This window comes from Microcoleus sp. F4-D5 (assembly GCF_036704885.1).
GTDB lineage: Bacteria > Cyanobacteriota > Cyanobacteriia > Cyanobacteriales > Microcoleaceae > Microcoleus.
In genome coordinates, this window is the sequence record NZ_JAUBSX010000049.1 from 14,727 (window position 1) to 32,630 (window position 17,904).

At 44.3% G+C, this 17,904-nt stretch carries 16 protein-coding genes; 13 read left to right on the top strand and 3 right to left on the bottom strand.

Features of this window, described 5'->3' with window-relative positions; all coding sequences use genetic code 11:
* Nucleotides 1-1,160 precede the first annotated feature (1,160 nt).
* The 5 genes from QUA80_RS21150 to folP all read left to right on the top strand — a co-directional run bounded on the left by QUA80_RS21150 (nt 1,161) and on the right by folP (nt 3,613).
* Nucleotides 1,161-1,346, top strand: coding sequence for a PCP reductase family protein (locus QUA80_RS21150; RefSeq protein WP_333240751.1), 186 nt, complete (start codon nt 1,161-1,163; stop codon nt 1,344-1,346).
* Nucleotides 1,347-1,414: 68 nt separating this feature from the next.
* Nucleotides 1,415-2,140 (top strand): triose-phosphate isomerase, encoded by a 726-nt coding sequence (gene tpiA, locus QUA80_RS21155; RefSeq protein WP_445302275.1) that lies wholly within the window; start codon nt 1,415-1,417, stop codon nt 2,138-2,140.
* A 31-nt stretch (nt 2,141-2,171) separates the two neighbouring features.
* On the top strand, nt 2,172-2,426 hold the full coding sequence (locus QUA80_RS21160; RefSeq protein ID WP_333427055.1) for a hypothetical protein: 255 nt from the start codon (nt 2,172-2,174) through the stop codon (nt 2,424-2,426).
* Nucleotides 2,389-2,754: a peroxiredoxin gene (locus QUA80_RS21165; RefSeq protein WP_333427056.1), complete on the top strand. Its 366-nt coding sequence runs from the start codon at nt 2,389-2,391 to the stop codon at nt 2,752-2,754. Before QUA80_RS21160 ends, QUA80_RS21165 begins: the two co-directional genes overlap by 38 nt.
* Nucleotides 2,744-3,613 carry a dihydropteroate synthase gene (gene folP, locus QUA80_RS21170; protein WP_333427057.1) on the top strand — a complete coding sequence of 290 codons (870 nt, stop codon included), beginning with the start codon at nt 2,744-2,746 and terminating at the stop codon, nt 3,611-3,613. Before QUA80_RS21165 ends, folP begins: the two co-directional genes overlap by 11 nt.
* Here folP and QUA80_RS21175 read toward each other — a convergent pair.
* Complete coding sequence (locus tag QUA80_RS21175; RefSeq protein WP_333427058.1) at nt 3,604-4,443, bottom strand: stomatin-like protein; 840 nt, start codon at nt 4,441-4,443, stop codon at nt 3,604-3,606. The genes folP and QUA80_RS21175 overlap by 10 nt on opposite strands.
* A gap of 192 nt (nt 4,444-4,635) precedes the next feature.
* Between QUA80_RS21175 and QUA80_RS21180 the strand changes: the two genes are divergently transcribed.
* A complete protein-coding gene (locus QUA80_RS21180) occupies nt 4,636-5,406 on the top strand; it encodes a tetratricopeptide repeat protein (RefSeq protein ID WP_333427059.1) in 771 nt (256 codons plus the stop codon).
* A 96-nt stretch (nt 5,407-5,502) separates the two neighbouring features.
* Here the strand turns inward: QUA80_RS21180 and aroB are convergent, their stop codons facing one another.
* Complete coding sequence (gene aroB, locus QUA80_RS21185; protein WP_333427060.1) at nt 5,503-6,597, bottom strand: 3-dehydroquinate synthase; 1,095 nt, start codon at nt 6,595-6,597, stop codon at nt 5,503-5,505.
* 77 nt (nt 6,598-6,674) lie between these two features.
* Here aroB and petL point away from each other — a divergent pair, with 77 nt between their 5' ends.
* Nucleotides 6,675-6,776: a cytochrome b6-f complex subunit PetL gene (petL, locus tag QUA80_RS21190; RefSeq protein WP_006633742.1), complete on the top strand. Its 102-nt coding sequence runs from the start codon at nt 6,675-6,677 to the stop codon at nt 6,774-6,776.
* A gap of 720 nt (nt 6,777-7,496) precedes the next feature.
* Nucleotides 7,497-12,950, top strand: a complete 5,454-nt coding sequence (locus QUA80_RS21195) for an AAA family ATPase (protein WP_333427061.1) — start codon at nt 7,497-7,499, stop codon at nt 12,948-12,950.
* 255 nt (nt 12,951-13,205) lie between these two features.
* Here QUA80_RS21195 and QUA80_RS21200 read toward each other — a convergent pair whose 3' ends face one another.
* On the bottom strand, nt 13,206-13,430 hold the full coding sequence (locus QUA80_RS21200) for a KTSC domain-containing protein (protein ID WP_041622401.1): 225 nt from the start codon (nt 13,428-13,430) through the stop codon (nt 13,206-13,208).
* Between the two features lie 152 nt (nt 13,431-13,582).
* On the opposite strand from QUA80_RS21200, the gene QUA80_RS21205 reads away from it, so the two are divergent.
* The 5 genes from QUA80_RS21205 (at nt 13,583) to QUA80_RS21225 (ending at nt 17,799) form a co-directional block, all read left to right on the top strand.
* Complete coding sequence (locus QUA80_RS21205) at nt 13,583-14,173, top strand: chromophore lyase CpcT/CpeT (protein WP_333427062.1); 591 nt, start codon at nt 13,583-13,585, stop codon at nt 14,171-14,173.
* Between the two features lie 110 nt (nt 14,174-14,283).
* Nucleotides 14,284-15,432: an NAD-dependent epimerase/dehydratase family protein gene (locus tag QUA80_RS21210; RefSeq protein WP_015175194.1), complete on the top strand. Its 1,149-nt coding sequence runs from the start codon at nt 14,284-14,286 to the stop codon at nt 15,430-15,432.
* A gap of 267 nt (nt 15,433-15,699) precedes the next feature.
* On the top strand, nt 15,700-15,834 hold the full coding sequence (locus QUA80_RS21215; protein WP_333427063.1) for a hypothetical protein: 135 nt from the start codon (nt 15,700-15,702) through the stop codon (nt 15,832-15,834).
* A 176-nt stretch (nt 15,835-16,010) separates the two neighbouring features.
* A complete protein-coding gene (locus QUA80_RS21220) occupies nt 16,011-16,652 on the top strand; it encodes a DUF4291 domain-containing protein (protein WP_333427064.1) in 642 nt (213 codons plus the stop codon).
* A 13-nt stretch (nt 16,653-16,665) separates the two neighbouring features.
* Nucleotides 16,666-17,799: a glycosyltransferase family 1 protein gene (locus QUA80_RS21225; protein ID WP_333427065.1), complete on the top strand. Its 1,134-nt coding sequence runs from the start codon at nt 16,666-16,668 to the stop codon at nt 17,797-17,799.
* The last annotated feature ends 105 nt before the right edge of the window (nt 17,800-17,904 follow it).

The window sequence follows — 17,904 nt, forward strand, 5'->3', positions numbered from 1 at the left end:
GCTGAGCTTCCGCAACCAAATCCGACGCACCGTCGGGTTTCTTTAACCAACACCCACACTCTGCTTAAAGTTTCTCGCTTGTTTCAGCAAGAGTCTTCGCGATCATCGGTTCAACCTGCTCACATATAGTACCTCCTTTCTCACTTCGGGACAAGAGAAGATTAGACAGCAACCAAATCTGTAGCTACTGGCCGATAAAAAAATCCGAAAATCCTCGATCGAAGAGTTGATCAACCATTTTTTAAGCGTTATAAAACTCCTCATAGCATCTAAGATATGACGAGTTTGGGTTGGCTTTTTTTCGGATAGAGAAACTCGGGTAACTCGCGCTAATTTTTGTAGGTATCTAATTATTTTTGGGTGCGTAAAACATTTTTGACAACGCCGAGCGAGCTTTGACAAACGATCGCAGCAGAAGTGGCGATCGGATGAAGCTGGAAACCTCAAAAACAGCAAAAGCCACTGATTAGGTATCTCAACAGTACATGGGCTAATAAAAAAATGTCATCCTCAATTGTATCTGTAAATTTGGCTTTGCTGAATGCAGATATGAATTCAAGATTTCCCAATAGCTATAAGCCTGATTGAGGGTAAGTTTTGTAATTTTAGAGAAAAGTTTAAGCATACCGTAAACCAGCAATACCGATTATTTAATTCTAGATTTATTAGGGTTTAATTAGACTTTGGGTAGAAGTGTTGTAAATTTTTTATGGGCGACGAGGAGGGTGCAAATCTATCTATTATATGAATGATTTTCGGATTATTTTTAAGGAAGAGAGTAGTTATAGATTTAGTTGCTGCCTAGCTTTATACAGTCGCCGAAGTGACAAAAGATGGCTCATACCAAGTCCGGCTTTAACACCCGCTTTGATTCTTGAGTCGGCGAAGACGGACGAAAGTGTGTGTAGGAGCGGTTTCAACCGCCTAGTCTTATGGAGGGGGTTTATAACCCGGACTTGATATCAGTCACGATTCGACTCGCTAGGGTGTTAGGGTGCGCGCGGAACAACTCGTAGCTGCAAATCGGCTTTGCGGAGGGCTGCTGCTGCAAACGAGAACTCGATCGCGCCGATCGTTCCTTAACATGGTAGATTCAACGATCGGAGAGATGTTTTTCAAAGTAAAGAACTACCCGCTTGCAGTCGATCGACCGATACGCCATGCCAGATTCCGAATTCTCAGATGATTTAAAATGGACGGCTGAAGCCAAGGCTAAGCTAAAAAATATTCCCTATTTTGTCCGGGGACAAGCTCGCGTCCGCATCGAGCAGTTGGCCCGCGAAGCCGAAACCGAAGTTGTCACCGTTGACTTAGTTGAGCAAGCTCGCATCGAGTTTGGGCAATGAAGGATCGAAATGTACGCTAAAGCTTTAGACTATAAATTGCGTTGTAAGGACAAGGAATTAAAGAAATAGTGCGCAAAATAGTTATAGCTGGCAACTGGAAAATGTACAAAACTAGGGCAGAATCCCTAGAGTTTCTTCAAAGATTCATGTCTGGCCTGACGGAAACCCCAGAGGAACGGGAAGTCGTGCTTTGCGTTCCCTTCACTTCCTTGGCTGTCCTGTCGAAAAATTTGCACGGCAGCCGGATCAGACTCGGTGCTCAGAATGTTCACTGGCAAGAGTCGGGAGCTTTTACTGGGGAAATTTCCGGGCCAATGCTGAGTGAACTTGGTGTCCTTTACGTCATTATCGGCCACAGCGAGCGACGCCAATATTTTGGGGAAACTGACGAAACCGTAAATTTGAGGCTGAAAGCTGCTCAGAAATACGGTTTAATTCCGATTCTGTGCGTTGGGGAAACCAAGCAGCAGCGAGATGCAGGCGAAACTGAAGCTCACATTTTTTCTCAGTTGGCAAAAGATTTAGTTGATGTTGACCAAGAAAAGTTAGTCATTGCTTACGAGCCGATTTGGGCGATCGGCACTGGCGATACTTGCGAAAGTAAGGAAGCTAACCGAGTTATTGGTTTGATTCGCAGTAAATTGACTAATCCGGGCGTGCCAATTCAGTACGGCGGCTCTGTTAAACCGGAGAATATTGATGAAGTTATGGCGATGCCTGAGATTGACGGGGTTCTGGTAGGCGGTGCTAGTTTGGAAGCTACGAGCTTCTCACGCATTGTTAATTATCAGTAAGTTGTGATAATAGTCTCTCCCTGAAGTTCTGATGTCAAGGACCGATAATCTGTACCAGTTGCCCGAAAATCTACCATTACCAGTGGATGATGGGGCAACAAATCATCTTTTGGGTTTGCAACTTCCTTCAATTCCCCTGATGTCAACGGCGGGAATTTTTGTTGACTTGGGAAGCATTTCTGGCAAGACTATTGTGTACTGCTATCCACGCACTGGCAAACCTGATGCAGACCTCCCGAAAGGTTGGAATGAAATTCCCGGAGCCAGAGGCTGCACGCCCCAGTAAGAGTGCATTTCGAGACCATTACCAAGAGCTACAAGCACTTGGTGCAGGGTGTTTTGGCTTGAGTACGCAAACTACCGAATATCAACAAGAAGCCGTTAGGCGGCTTCACCTTCCATTTAATTTGTTGAGCGATGTAGAATTAGCTTTCACGAAATGTTTGCAGTTGCCAACTTTTGAGGTTGAGTCGATGACTTTGATTAAAAGACTAACATTGATTGTTGAAAACGGGCGAATAGAAAAAGTGTTCTATCCTGTATTTCCACCTGAACACAATGCCGAAGAAGTAATTGACTGGCTTTCACATCACCCCCAGACAAATGACAGCTAAAAGCGGAACAATTACAATTAGAAATAAAGCTTTCGAGTGGGGAAAACGCACTTATTTAATGGGCGTTTTGAACGTTACCCCTGACAGTTTTAGCGACGGCGGAGATTTCTATGCCAGAGAATCTGCTCTAGCGCAAGCGGAAAACATGGTAAAATCGGGGGTAGATATTATTGATATTGGCGGTCAATCTACTCGACCCGGTGCAGCGGAAATATCCTTTTCAGAAGAGATCGATCGCGTTATACCTCTGGTACAAATACTGCGGCAAAAAGCCGATATTTTTGGCTCAGTTCCTATTTCGGTCGATACTACCAGAGCGCAGGTTGCGAAAGCTGCGGTAGAGGCGGGAGCTGATATAATTAACGATATTTCCGGAGCAACTTTTGACTCGAAAATGCTGTCAACCGTTGCTAAGTTAAAAGTGCCAATAATTTTGATGCACATTCGGGGAACTCCCCAGACGATGCAAAAACTCACAGATTATAGCGATTTAATGGGGGAAATTGGGGAATTTTTAGAGAGTAGAATTGCGGCGGCAGTTGCTGCGGGGATTGACAAATCTCAAATAATTATCGACCCCGGTATAGGTTTTGCCAAGACTTACAATCAAAACTTAGAAATTCTGCGAGAGTTGCCAAAGTTCGGTGTTTTAAACTGTCCGATTTTAGTCGGAGTCTCGCGAAAAAGCTTCATCGGTCACATTTTGAATCAGCCAGAAGCCAAACAAAGAATTTGGGGGACAGCGGCGGCTTGTACAGGTGCGATCGCAAATTTAGCAGATATCTTGCGAGTTCACGATGTCAGAGAAATGCACGATGTTTGTCTGGTTGCCGACGCTATCTTCAGAAATCAATCTTGAGTCGTTGATTGTTCGATTTGTTGGAGTTCTCCGCCCTGAGGCTGCTGGTCTATATCAGGCATAGAATCCATCAAATTGTTAAGAGCTTCTGACATATTTTTCGGGTCCATAAACAGAATTTTGGCATTGTCGCTCTCGCCGAGTTTTTGTTGAGCCTCTAAGTATTTTTCGGTTACTAAGTAATTCAAAACTTGCTTGCTATTGGGATGAGAGTCTAAAGCTTCAACTAAGAGCCTCATGTACTCCTTAGTGCCGATCGCCTTATTGACCATTGCTTGCCACTCGCTCTTAGTGGCGCGCTCCAATTCCATAGCTTCTTGCACCCTTTTCGGAGGTGTAATGCTTTGAATTTCTACGCGAATTACTTTGACACCCCAAGTTTCAGTAGCTTCGTCCAACTTCTTGAGTAACTTTTTATTCATGTCATCTCGGGAACCCAAGATGTCTTGCATTGGCAATCGACCAATTTCAGCGCGAAACGTCGTTAAAACTAAGTTGGCGATCGCATTTTCAATTTGATCGATTCCATAATAAGCTTTCTGTAAATTCACAACCCGCCAATACACAACGGCATCGACTTCTAGAGCCACATTATCTCCCGTGATTGCTGACTGAGGTTTAATGTCTAAAACTCTTTCACGGCTTGTGTCCACGCAGACGACTTTTTCGACCAGGGGACTGATAAAGTGGAATCCTGGCTTGAGGGTACGCTTGTATTGACCCAAACGTTCCACTAAAGCTTCGTCGCCACCGCTGACTATTTTGACGCTGGAGTTAACAGCGTAGCCGAGGATGAGCGCAAAGAGCATGGTAAGAATAGACTGCCCCATTTCTATTTTCCTGCTAAGGTTGACTGAGAATCGATCGGAATTCTACTCTAATTTAACTCAAACTCGGCCACACAGTGCTAAAATATCTCGACTGTTAATAACTAACTATTTCATCTGGTGGGCCCCGATCTGCTCCGACTATTACGGCGCTAGTGAAACCCAGGATATCAACAACACGTTTCCACAAAAGACATGAAAAACGATCGAGAGTTTCGCTTGTTCAAACCTTTGAGGTGGATCGCCCCAAGCATTTTGGTGGGTGCAGGAATGTGGAATGCCGCAGCGGCCCAACCTGCAGGGGCTGAACCAATCGCCCTGCAACTGGAGCAAAACTTGCAGTCGCAGAACTTGCAGCCACCGCGCCGGGGGCCTGCCGTTCGGGAAGTTATGTCCTACGAAATGAAGGGAGACGAACTCAGGATTTGCAAGCAGCAAGGCAACTCCGAGAAAAAATGCGAAGTTGTAGGTAAAGGCTACACGCTGGGTTTGAGAACTGCCAACGACCTTTACGGTCAAGGAAATACTGTCAATGCCGAAACTTTGTACCGACAACTAATCGCTCGCTATCCCAAACAAGCCGATGCTTATTACAAGTTGGGAACTATGCTGTCGGGGCAAGGTAAAATGAGCGATGCGATCGTTCTATTCCAAAAAGCAATTGAAGTCAACCCGCAGCACGCCAAAGCTCACAACGATTTAGGCGTGGCGATGGCAAGTCAGGGGCAGTTGCCCGAGGCAATTGTTCAGTGGAGACAAGCCGTTAAAATTAACGATCGATATCCCGATGCTTTAAACAATTTAGGAGTCGGTTTGTACCAGCAAGGAGACAAGGAAAACCAAGCGGAGGCGGTAGCCAGCCTCAAAAAAGCTAAGGAGTTATTTATCAAGCAAGGTAGAACTCAAGCTGCTAACAGAGTAGATAAAATTTTGGAGGAAATTAATTCGCAGTCGAGCGAGTCGTAAACTCAAGCGCCGATCGCACATTGAAAGAAAAAACATCTTTGGCGATCGGCGTCAATCAGGGTTCAGCAGCGGTTAAATACCCCCAAAAACGAGCATTTAAATCATTTCCTTCAAAACTTGTAAAATCAAATCTCCATCCACCCGATCGCTCACAGCGGCCTCACCCAAGCGCACGGGCAGCACAAACCGCACCTTGCCATCCTGCACCTTTTTATCGAGTTGCAAAGTATGCAAAATTTCCTCAACATCCACACCCGCAGGTAATTTGGCAGGTAAACCCGCTTTTTCAATCAAAGCAGACTGGCGGCGATCGCACTCAGCATCCCACATTCCCAACTCCACAGCCAAGCGGCTGGCCGCAGCCATGCCGATAGCCACTCCTTCCCCGTGATTGATTGCCTTGTAATTGGTCAAACTTTCCACAGCATGACCGATGGTGTGCCCGTAATTCAAAATCGCCCGCAAACCCGATTCCTTCTCGTCTTTGCTGACCACCTCAGCCTTAGCTTGGCAAGACCTACTCAAAATTTCTGCCAACAAATCCGCCTTCACATAGCGCATTTGATCCAAACGCTTGCACTTCTCCAACTTCCCGAAAAGTTCAGCATCCCAAATTACCCCGTACTTGATGACTTCCGCCATCGCCGAACGAAACTCTCTCGCCGGCAGAGTTTTGAGTACATCCGGGTCAATTAACACCAAACGCGGCTGGTGAAAAGCCCCGATTAAATTCTTCCCTAAAGGATGATTTACCCCCGTTTTGCCGCCAATAGAAGCATCAACCATCGCCAGCAGCGAAGTCGGCACTTGCACGACATTAATTCCCCGCAGCCAAGTCGCCGCAGCAAAACCCGTCATATCGCCCACCACCCCGCCGCCCAAAGCCACCATTGTCGAGGAACGTTCTAAACGGTTTGCCAAAGCCGCACCGTAAATTTTCTGCACCGAATTTAAAGTTTTGTACTGTTCTCCCGGTGGTAAAATGCAGCTACTGACTTCCAGACCGGCCGATTCGAGGGCTGCTGTTGCTCTTTCGCCGTACTGCCGAAAAATCGACTGATTCGACACCAGCAGCACTTTTTTGCCCAAACTTAGATCGCCCATCAGACTTCCGAGTTCGTCTAAGCCGCCCGATCGCACGCAAATATTGTAAGATTGTGAGCCCAAGTCAACTTTAATTATCGATTGCATATTTATCTAATTTAGATATTAGATTTTAGATTATAGTTCTTATAGGTCTTTTTATTGATTGTTTTGGAGAAACTGCAATGACTCTTAGCGGAGCAATAACTTATTTTGGGATTTTTGGCGGCATGATCGGCTTGGCGACAGTGCTGATGTTTGGTCTGCGGGCTGTCAAACTCATCTAATTCGCCTGCTTTGTGACTTGGAACTCAGAGATTGAAACCTCTGGTAAAAGTATTAATCGTGCGAAGTCTTTGCGCCCCAAAAATCTCTGATTAAACTTGGAGATTTGGCGCGCAAATGCTTCGGTCGATCGAACCTGAAAGTTAAATTAGCTTAATTAGAGTCTTAGCTGACTCACAACTCCTTGACGAACATTAATTAATCTAATCCCGAAGATCCTTCTTGGCACACAGCAACAGACCCGAAAAATTTTGTAAACTAAAACGAAAGTAAGGCTGGAAGTTGTTGCAAATCAAAAGAGTAAGACTCCGACAGTCAAATATGTTACTAAATTTACCTAAACCTATTCGTTGCAACAAGTTATAGGTAAAAATTATCATCCTGGCATCTGAATTAATTGGAATATCCAACTATAGTTTGCCATAAAGCGATCGCTCAAATTAAATAACAACAAAGCGACGCTATCAGGAAGTCAAACCAGAGCAGGTACGGGGATTATTCCCCAGTTTATCCATCCTCAGCCACTCTCGGGTAAGTTCTGTTTAAATATCTGCACCTACTTACACAAGGTCACAATTATTGCGAAGCGGGCGTTTTAACAAGCGCTCTGATAATATGTGACAAGTAATTAGCTACGATCGAGCTTGTTTAGCAATTTATCTCAAACAAGGAAATACTGCTACTTGGGCAGCCAAAATAACTTAAGATTAGCTTAACAAATTATGAATGCGATCGCCAACTTACCAGATTATCAAATCACAGAGCAATTATACACAGGTACGCGCACCCTTGTCTATCGAGGAATCCGTACCAGTGACCAACAACCCGTCGCCATCAAATTACTGCGAAATGAATACCCCAACTTTAACGAAATCGTTCAATTTCGCAACCAATATACTATTGCCAAAAATCTCGAATTTCCCAGTATTATCAAGCCATTAACCCTAGAACAATATCGAAATAGCTATGCCTTAGTCATGGAAGACTTTGGTGGAATTTCCCTATCTGACTATCTCCAAACAGCCACGGATGAAAAGCCCCAATATCAATATTTACCTTTAGGTGAATTTCTTCAGATATCTATTAAAATAACAGAAATTTTGCACTACTTATACCAAAATAGAGTCATACACAAAGACATAAAACCCGCTAATATTCTGATCCAACCCGCAACAAAAGAAATCAAATTAATTGATTTTAGTATTGCTTCTCTCCTACCAAGAGAAACCCTAGAGATTCAGAATACTAATCATTTAGAAGGCACATTAGCCTATCTTTCTCCCGAACAAACTGGTCGAATGAATCGAGGCATAGACTATAGAAGTGACTTTTATTCTCTGGGAATTACATTTTATGAATTATTGACGGGAACCTTGCCATTTAGATCGGAAGATGCAATCGAATTGGTACATTGTCACCTGGCGAAACAGCCAATACCCATCCATCAAATTAATTCAGGAATTCCCCTAGCTTTGTCAGAAATTGTCACTAAGCTGATCGCAAAAAATGCCGAAAATCGTTATCAGAGTGCCTTGGGAATTAAGCACGATTTAGAAATCTGTCTAGCTCAACTACAAACTACAGGCACAATAGAACCTTTTGAAATAGGCAAGCGAGATATCAGCGATCGCTTCCTAATTCCCGAAAAACTCTACGGAAGAGAAGCCGAAGTCAATCAACTATTAAATTCCTTCGATCGCGTCGCCAATGGCACAACAGAAATGATGCTAGTAGCGGGTTTTTCAGGCATTGGGAAAACCGCAGTGGTAAATGAAGTGCATAAACCCATTGTCCGGCAACGCGGCTATTTTATTAAAGGGAAATATGACCAATTTCAACGGAATATTCCCTTTTCAGCATTCGTACAAGCTTTTTGCGATTTAATCGGGCAACTATTATCAGAATCAGAAAAGCAATTGCAAACATGGAAAACCAATATTCTCGCAGCAGTGGGAGAAAACGGGCAAGTATTAATTGATGTAATTCCTGAGTTAGAAAACATCATCGGTAAACAGCCACCAGCCATAGAATTATCAGGAACAGCAGCCCAAAATCGCTTTAATTTATTATTTCAAAAATTTGTCAAAGTTTTTAGCAGTAAAGAACATCCCTTGGTGATGTTTTTAGATGACTGGCAATGGGCTGATTCTGCATCATTGAGTTTGCTCTCATTATTGAGGCAACAAGATACAGGATATCTATTGATATTAGGTGCTTATCGAGATAATGAAGTGTCACCAGTACATCCATTTATCTTAACCGTAGATGAACTGCTCAAAACTGGGGCAACGGTAAATACGATTACATTACCACCATTAAGAGAATCGGATATTAATCAATTGGTAGCAGATACGCTAAATTGCGAACTATCTCTTGCCCTGCCTTTGACAAAATTAGTTTATCAAAAAACCAAGGGCAATCCTTTCTTTGCAACTCAGTTCCTCAAAGCTTTACACGATGACAAGTTAATTACCTTTAATTGGGATATCCAGCATTGGCAGTGCGATATTTCCCAAATCAACGCCTTGGCAATTACTGATGATGTCGTTGAATTCATGGCATTACAATTGCAGAAATTACCAATTCCAACTCAGGATGTCTTAAAGTTGGCTGCTTGTAGTGGGGCGCAGTTCGATTTGCATACTTTGGCAATAGTTTCAGAACAATCGGAAACAGAGGCAGCCACTGTGTTATGGAGAGCATTGCAGGAGGGTTTGATTTTACCGATTAGTAATGTTTATAAGTTTTATCAGCTTGAAGGAAATAATAACTTCAGCCGAGAAAATAAAAATGCTAATAAACAAAATGCTAGATACAGATTTTTGCACGATCGCGTTCAACAAGCTGCCTATTCTCTGATTCCAAAAAACAAAAAACAGGCAACTCATCTCAAAATTGGTCAACTTCTCCAACAAAACTTATCAGAGATAGAAAAGGAAGAAAATCTATTTGATATTGTCGGGCATTTGAATGTAGGAAGTGGGTTAATTACTCAAGCTGAAGAACGAGAAGCCTTAGCCAGACTAAACTTAGCAGCCGGACAGAAAGCCAGAAATTCTACAGCCTATTCAGCCGCCAGAAGTTTTGTGCAAATAGGGATAGAGTTGCTAACCCCAGACTGTTGGCAAACTCAGTATGAATTAACCCTCAATCTGTATGTAGCGGCGGCAGAAACTGCCTACTTGAATGCCGATTTTGATGGTATGGAAAAAATGGTAGATCTGGTTTTGCGATCGGCCAAAACAATACTCGATAAAGTCAAAATATTTGAGATTCAAATTCACGCACTGACAACTCAGAGTCAGATGTTAGAAGCGATCACTATCGGCACAAATGCCCTAGCACAATTGGGCATTGAACTCCCCTGTGAAACTGACGAAGCCTTGACACGCATTACACTGCAAAACCTTGCCAGTCAAATGGAGGGTAAACAGATTCAGGAACTGGTTAACCTTCCTGTAATGAGCGATCCTCGGACAATGGCGGCCATGCAACTGTTAGGCATCTTGTTTCCAGCTATTTTTATGGGAAATCCTGCCTTGCAGCCTCTGCTTTGCGCCACAATGGTCAGTCTATCACTCGAATTTGGCAATGCACCCGCATCAACAATCGGGTATGTGGGTTATGGCATTGTGCTGTCTGATTTTTTTGGAGAAGTAGAACAAGGTTATCGCTTTGGGCGAGTAGCACTGAGCTTATTCAATCAGTTGAATTGGCGGGAATTTAAATGTATGACTTTAAATTGGTTTAGCTCTTTTATCCACCATCGCAAAGAAGCACTGAGGGGAACAATTCCAATGGAGAAAGAAGCCTACTTGGTCGGCATGGAAACAGGTGATTTTCTAAATGCTGGCTTTAGCTTCAGTTGCTATTTATATAATAATTTTTTCTCAGGAGTAGAGATTGATGTTTGGGAAGCAGAAATAGAAAATTACTGTGTTGCCTTAGAGGCTGTCAAGCAATATTCTCCTCTGGTTTACGTGAGGATGACACAACAGACGGTGCAGAACTTGAGGGAAATTGTCAATCAACCGGATTTGTTAATCGGTCAGGCTTATGATGAAACCGTGATGTTTCCTCAACACCATCAGGATAGTGAGTTTACTGCGCTCGCTGTTGCCAGTAACTACAAACTAATGCTTGCCTATCTTTTTGGCAACTACACCAACGCCCTAGACTACATTCCCCAAGCTAAGGCATATTTGATGGTAGCGACTGCAATGATTCACACTCCTGTTTTGCATTTTTATGCCGGGTTAACCTACTGGGCCGTATTTTCTACGCAGTCAGAGATTGATAGAGCTAACACTCTTGAGGAGGTAGAAACCCATCAAACTACACTGGCGAAATGGGCGCACCATGCTCCCATGAATTACCAACATAAAGTTAACTTAGTAGAGGCCGAAAAATGCCGAGTTTTAGGCAAGAATTATGAAGCCGGAGATTTGTACGATCGCGCAATTGCCGGAGCCAAAAAAAACCAATATATCCAAGAAGAAGCGTTAGCTAATGAACTAGCAGCTAAATTTTATCTGGGCTGGGGCAAAGAAAAATTTGCTTCTGGATATATGCAGGAAGCATACTACTGTTACACCCGATGGGGTGCGAAGGCGAAAGTTGCTTATTTAGAACAACACTATCCCCAACTACTAGGAGCTATTCTCCAACCGACTAAACGAGCTATCATATCTGAGGGAACAATCTCTCCAACGCTGGTGAGAAGCTTAAGTAGCACCAGTAACAGCAACAGCCAGAATTTATGGTTGGATTTTCCGGCGGTGATGAAAGCAGCACAAGCTATTTCTCAAGAAATTGAATTAGAGAAACTGTTAGCCACTTTGATGCAAATTGCGATCGCCCATGCGGGAGCGCAAACTGGAATTTTAGTGATTCATCAAGAGGAAAAATGGTTAGTAGTGGCGAAAGCTAATCAAAACCATATAGAAAACTGGCAAATTCCTCTAGTTGAATGTCAAGAATTACCCCAAAGTTTGATTTATTCTGTAACCAGAAGTCAAAAAATGGCGGTTTTTGATAACTTGAGTGCTGATGCTAAATTTGCAGGCGATCGCTATATCATCACCCAGCAGCCTAAATCAGCTTTATGTATTCCGATTAGCAAACAGGGAAAATTGATCGCGATTTTGTATTTAGAAAATAATTTAACAGTTGGAGCGTTTACAAGCGATCGCATCGAAACCCTCCAAATTCTTAGTGCTCAAGCTGCTATATCTATTGAAAACGCCCGTTTGTACGAACAAGTAGAGAACTACTCTCAAACCTTGGAAGCGGAAGTAGAGCGACAAACAGAAGAGCTAAGCCAAAAAGCTTTTGATTTAGAGCAAACATTGAAAAATTTACAACAAACCCAATCGCAACTAATTCAGAGTGAAAAAATGTCAGCCCTCGGTCAACTCGTAGCGGGGATAGCACACGAAATTAACAATCCAATTACTTTTATTCATAGTAATTTTCAACCTACAGAAAAGTATGTTCAAGATTTGCTGATGTTGCTGGAGCTTTATCAGCAAGAATATCCTGAAAAAAAATTAGTAATTCAAGCAAAAATTGAGGAAATTGAGCTGGAATTCATCGGAGAAGATTTATGTAAAATTCTGCAATCAATGAAAGCAGGTAGCGAACGGATAAAGCAAATTGTCCTGAGTTTGCGTAATTTTTCGCGCTTAGACGAAGCAGACATGAAAGCGGTAGATTTACACGCCGGAATTGAAAGCACTTTACTAATTTTACAAAACCGCTTCCAAGAAAGTGATAATCAACCCAAGGTACAACTGATTAAAGAGTATGGCAACCTTCCTCGTGTCACCTGTTATGCGAGTGAGATGAATCAAGTATTTTTCAGCATTATTAGTAATGCTCTTGATGCTCTAAAACAAGTTAGTAAAACTAATAAACATCCTTTGATTAAGATTCAGACTGAAGTCAGAGAAAAAGAGTGGGTAAGAATTGCGATCGCTGATAATGGTAGCGGGATTCCTACCGATATTCAAAAACGCATATTCGAGCCATTTTTTACAACTAAACCTGTGGGTAGCGGTACAGGTTTGGGTTTATCTGTAAGCTATGCTATTATCAAAAAACATGGGGGTAAATTAACCTGTGATTCGACCGTCAGCAGCGGGACAATTTTTGTAATTGAGATTCCTATAAAGTAATTGGTATAACTTGGGTCAGATATAGACTCAAATATTGATGACAAGATGAAACTAGAATTAGCTTAAAAATGGACGGGGGATTTTGGTAATTGGGAAACGGACGATCGCATTGGGGACACCGAGTGGTAAACAAATGGTGAGTATCCAGCAATTCCAATTGTTCCTCTCACCTCCACAATCAAAAAATCTGGGCGAGAGTTCGTCGATCGCAAAAATCGCGATTAGATATTCAAAACGCCTAGATTAATGCCGTACTTACCGCCGCCGTTTCTTCACCTGTTGGTACGGATAGCAGTCAATAACACAATCTCTCATGTAACTCCCTTTGGAATCAGAGTCCATCAGTTCTAAATAGACATTATTCGGCACTTCAGAATATAGATAGGTTTTGCCACTATTGAAAACAACCTCCAGAGTAGAAGTTGTTTCGTCATAACCCACAGCTTTTATCATGCTGGATTCGACTGGTTGTAGTTTCATGATTTCCCGATAAGTAAGGCTAGCTGAAAAAAACAGGATACCCAAATCCCCGACTTTTTAAAGAAGTCAGGACTCTAAAGCCCGATCGCACCTGAATTTCCCCTAAAATAACTTCTACTCCCTCAATCCAAAATCTAAAATCTAAAATCGAAATGACTCATTCCACCGATATCGTCACCCTCGGCCGCTGGATGGCAGCAGATTTCAGCAACCAAGCCCAAGCCTTTGAAAACCCGCCATTCTTCGCCCACATCCGCGTCTGCATGAGACCTTTGCCCGTCGAACTTTTGGATGGGCTCAGCTTGTACTTAGAACAAGCCTACGATATCGAACTCCACGTACCGTACCGAGTCCGAGTTTTGAAATTAGTGCCGGTGGGCGATCGAATCGACATCGAAAATTATGCCATAGAAAACGAAGAACAATTCTACGGCGCTTCCCGCGACCCGCAACGGCTGCAAGAAATCACAAAACCACAACTGACACTGCTTCCCGGCTGCACCTTTATTACGCAGTGGACGGGCAACAGCTTCAAAGGGTTTGTCGAACCAGGAAAAGGCTGTGCCGTGGTCAGAAACGGCAAAAAAACCTATCTAGACAGCGAATTCGAGATAGACCAAGACAAATTTATCAGCCACGATCGCGGGCGTGACCCAGAAACCGACGCCCACGTCTGGGGAGCACTCGCCGGGCCTTTTGAATTCACCCGCCGGGCCAGTTTCGCCGACGAAATTCAGGTTTAATGAAAAAAAACTGATTCCCTCCTGGCCGAACACGCTTGATTAAAGGTTCAGAATGCACCATTACCTGGTACATTAACCCAGTATTGGCAAGCAAGATTCACCGTTGATTTATGAAAGTCCTGGTTATTGGTGGCGATGGCTATTGCGGTTGGGCAACCGCACTCTACCTTTCCAACAAGGGTTACGAAGTTGGCATCCTCGACAGCTTTGTGCGGCGGCACTGGGATCTGGAACTGTGCAGCGACACCCTCACTCCCATTGCACCGATTCAGCAACGACTCCAGCGATGGCAAGATTTAACGGGCAAGTCGATCGACTTGTTCGTCGGTGACATCACCAACTACGATTTTCTCAGCAAAAGCATGAGAAAATTTGCACCAGAGGCGATCGTCCATTTCGGCGAACAGCGTTCGGCACCTTTCTCAATGATCGATCGCGAACACGCAGTCCTCACCCAAGTCAATAACGTCGTCGGGACACTCAACCTGCTGTACGCCATCCGCGAAGACTTCCCCGACTGTCACCTAGTGAAATTGGGGACAATGGGCGAATACGGCACGCCGAATATTGACATTGAAGAAGGCTACATTACGATCGAACACAACGGGCGCAAGGATACACTACCCTATCCCAAACAACCAGGCAGTTTCTACCACCTGTCAAAAGTCCACGACTCCCACAACATCCATTTTGCTTGCAAAATCTGGGGTTTAAGAGCCACCGACTTAAATCAGGGCGTAGTCTACGGCGTGCTCACAGATGAAACCGGCATGGACGAACTGTTGATCAACCGTTTGGACTACGACGGAGTATTCGGTACGGCATTGAACAGATTTTGCATCCAAGCTGCGATCGGTCATCCTCTGACGGTTTACGGCACTGGCGGACAAACCCGCAGCTTCTTAGACATTCGGGATACCGTGCGGTGCGTGGAATTGGCGATCGCCAACCCCGCCGAAGCCGGACAATTCCGCGTCTTCAACCAATTCACCGAACAATTCAGCGTCGGCGACTTAGCCTCCTTGGTGCAAAAAGCAGGCATGGCAATGGGATTAAAAGTAGAAATCAACAACATCGAAAATCCCAGAGTCGAGAAAGAAGAACATTATTTCAATGCCAAAAACACCAATTTGCTAGATCTCGGTTTGCAACCGCACTATCTCTCAGATTCCCTGCTCGATTCTCTGCTGAATTTTGCTACAAAATATCAGCACCGTGTGGATAAAAACCAGATTTTGCCGAAGGTTTCTTGGAAGTAAGTTCTGGTATCTGTTTGCGGGGTAAGAGATTTTTTAACGAACCGCTTTCGGCGCGTTAGGCGAAGCCGCGCTTAAGCGCTAGGGCGCGAAGAAAGAGAAAAGAAGGGAAGAGAGGGGAAATGTTTGCAAGTTCTGCATGGATTTGGCTGTAGATTACTTTTTTCATATCTATCCTTTTTTATCTTTTGCTCTGTGTTCTCTGCGTCCTCTGCGCTGAATTGAAAAATTGCATTAGGTTTTTACTGCTGACTTTTTGGGAATCAAGCCGTGAAAAGTCGAATTCTCATTCTGTTGCTTTTGGTGGTTCTGGCGGGATTTTCAGCTAGTGCAGTCTGTGCTTATTCTTTAATACCGGAATGGGCTGGACTGACGGCGAGCAATCAAAACTACCGCGCCTGTTAGCGAATCGCCTGCTGCTGGGGAAAGGGAAATCTTAGTTGCTAAAACTGCACAGGAAATTCACAGAATTAATTGCTTTGCCGAAGGTGTGGGATTGCTTTTAGGTGGGATAATTGTATCGATTGGAATTTACGGAGTTTGTATGTTGCCCCCCAGAAACATCAGGAGAGTAATTAGTTGTGGTGAAGCTGGTAACAGAACCATACTTAAACCAGGCAAGTAAATGGCCGAAAACAGGTGGTCACATTCTGGCACAATTTGATGAACATACGGTCGTAGTGTACCAAGCCTACCGTCCGGCGATCGGTCATTTTGCAGCCAAAAATGGTTATTTCGGGGGGGAATTCAGCCTGAATCGTATGAGTTGGATTAAGCCAAACTTTCTATGGATGATGTATCGATCGGCATGGGGTACTTCATCGGGTCAAGAAGTAATTCTTGCTATTTGGCTAAAGCGCTCGGCGTGGGACGAAATTTTAGCATCTGCTGTCCATTCTAATTTCGTTCCAGCAGTGTATGGAAGCGAAAAAGAATGGCAACAAGCTGTTAAAAATTCGGCTGTACGGCTGCAATGGGACCCGGATCATCACCCAAATGGATCGAAAATGGATCGGCGGGCAATTCAACTCGGTTTGCGCGGCAGTGTTTTAGCTAGTTACGCGCGAGAATGGATTGTTAAAATCGAGGATATTTCGCAATTCGTGCAGCAACAGCGTCAATATAACGGAGGCGATCGCACGCAATTACTGACTCCTTGTGAGACAGTGTATCCTGTCATCGACCCCGACATCTTCCAGAGTCTAGGATTATCGGCTCCCTAAGTAACTTATTTTTATGAAAATTGCTCTTTTCACTGAAACATTTCTGCCGAAAATAGACGGCATTGTGACGCGCCTGATTCACACTGTAGATCACTTGCAGCGCGCGGGCGAACAAGTTCTGATATTTTCTCCAGATTACGGGATTAAAGAATACAAAGGCGCCCGAGTTTACGGTGTGGAGGGTTTGCCTTTGCCGATGTACCCGGAATTAAAAATGGCACTTCCTTCTCCGGCTGTCGGTCGCCAATTAGAGCAGTTTAAACCGGATATTATTCATGTTGTCAATCCCGCTATTTTGGGATTGGGCGGTATATATTACGGGAAAAAGTTCAATATTCCGATTTTGGCTTCTTACCACACGCATTTGCCCAAATACTTGCACCACTACGGTTTTGGAGTCCTCGAACCTTTATTGTGGGAACTGCTCAAAGGAGCTCACAACCAAGCAGAATTGAATCTGTGCACTTCAACAGCGATGGTGGAAGAACTCAGAAACCACGGGATCGATCGGGTAGATTTGTGGCAGCGCGGTGTAGATACGGAAATGTTTGTCCCGGAATTGGCAAGTCGAGAAATGCGATCGCGCCTTTCGGAAAATAACCCAGACAGCCCCCTGCTGCTGTATGTCGGCCGCCTCGGTGCAGAAAAAGAAATCGAACGCATCAAACCAGTCCTCGCAGCCATTCCCGACGCCCGCCTCGCCCTAGTTGGAGACGGCCCGCACCGGCAAAATCTCGAACAATATTTTGCCGGCACCCCCACTAATTTTGTCGGCTACCTCAAGGGGCAAGAACTCGCAACAGCTTACGCATCGGCTGACGCCTTCATTTTTCCCTCCCGCACCGAAACCCTGGGCTTAGTCCTCCTAGAAGCAATGGCTGCGGGGACGCCCGTAGTGGCGGCGCGCAGCGGCGGAATTCCCGATATCGTCACTGACGGCGTTAACGGATATTTATTTGACCCAGCCGATGAAGGAGGATCTGTGACCGCCACTCAGCGTCTGTTTGCGAATCCCGAAGAACGGGAAACCCTGCGCCAAAACGCTCGCAAAGAAGCCGAACGCTGGGGTTGGGCCGCCGCCGCCGCACAACTGCAGCGCTACTATCAATCGGTGGTATTTGCCCAGTCCATGCCCAGAGCGGCCTAAATGCTATAAGCTAAGCTGTCGTGCCTTTAAACAGCACCGACAGCTTATGCCATTTGAGATTTGATATTTGAGATTAAAAAATTGCTAATGACTGATGAACTAAGG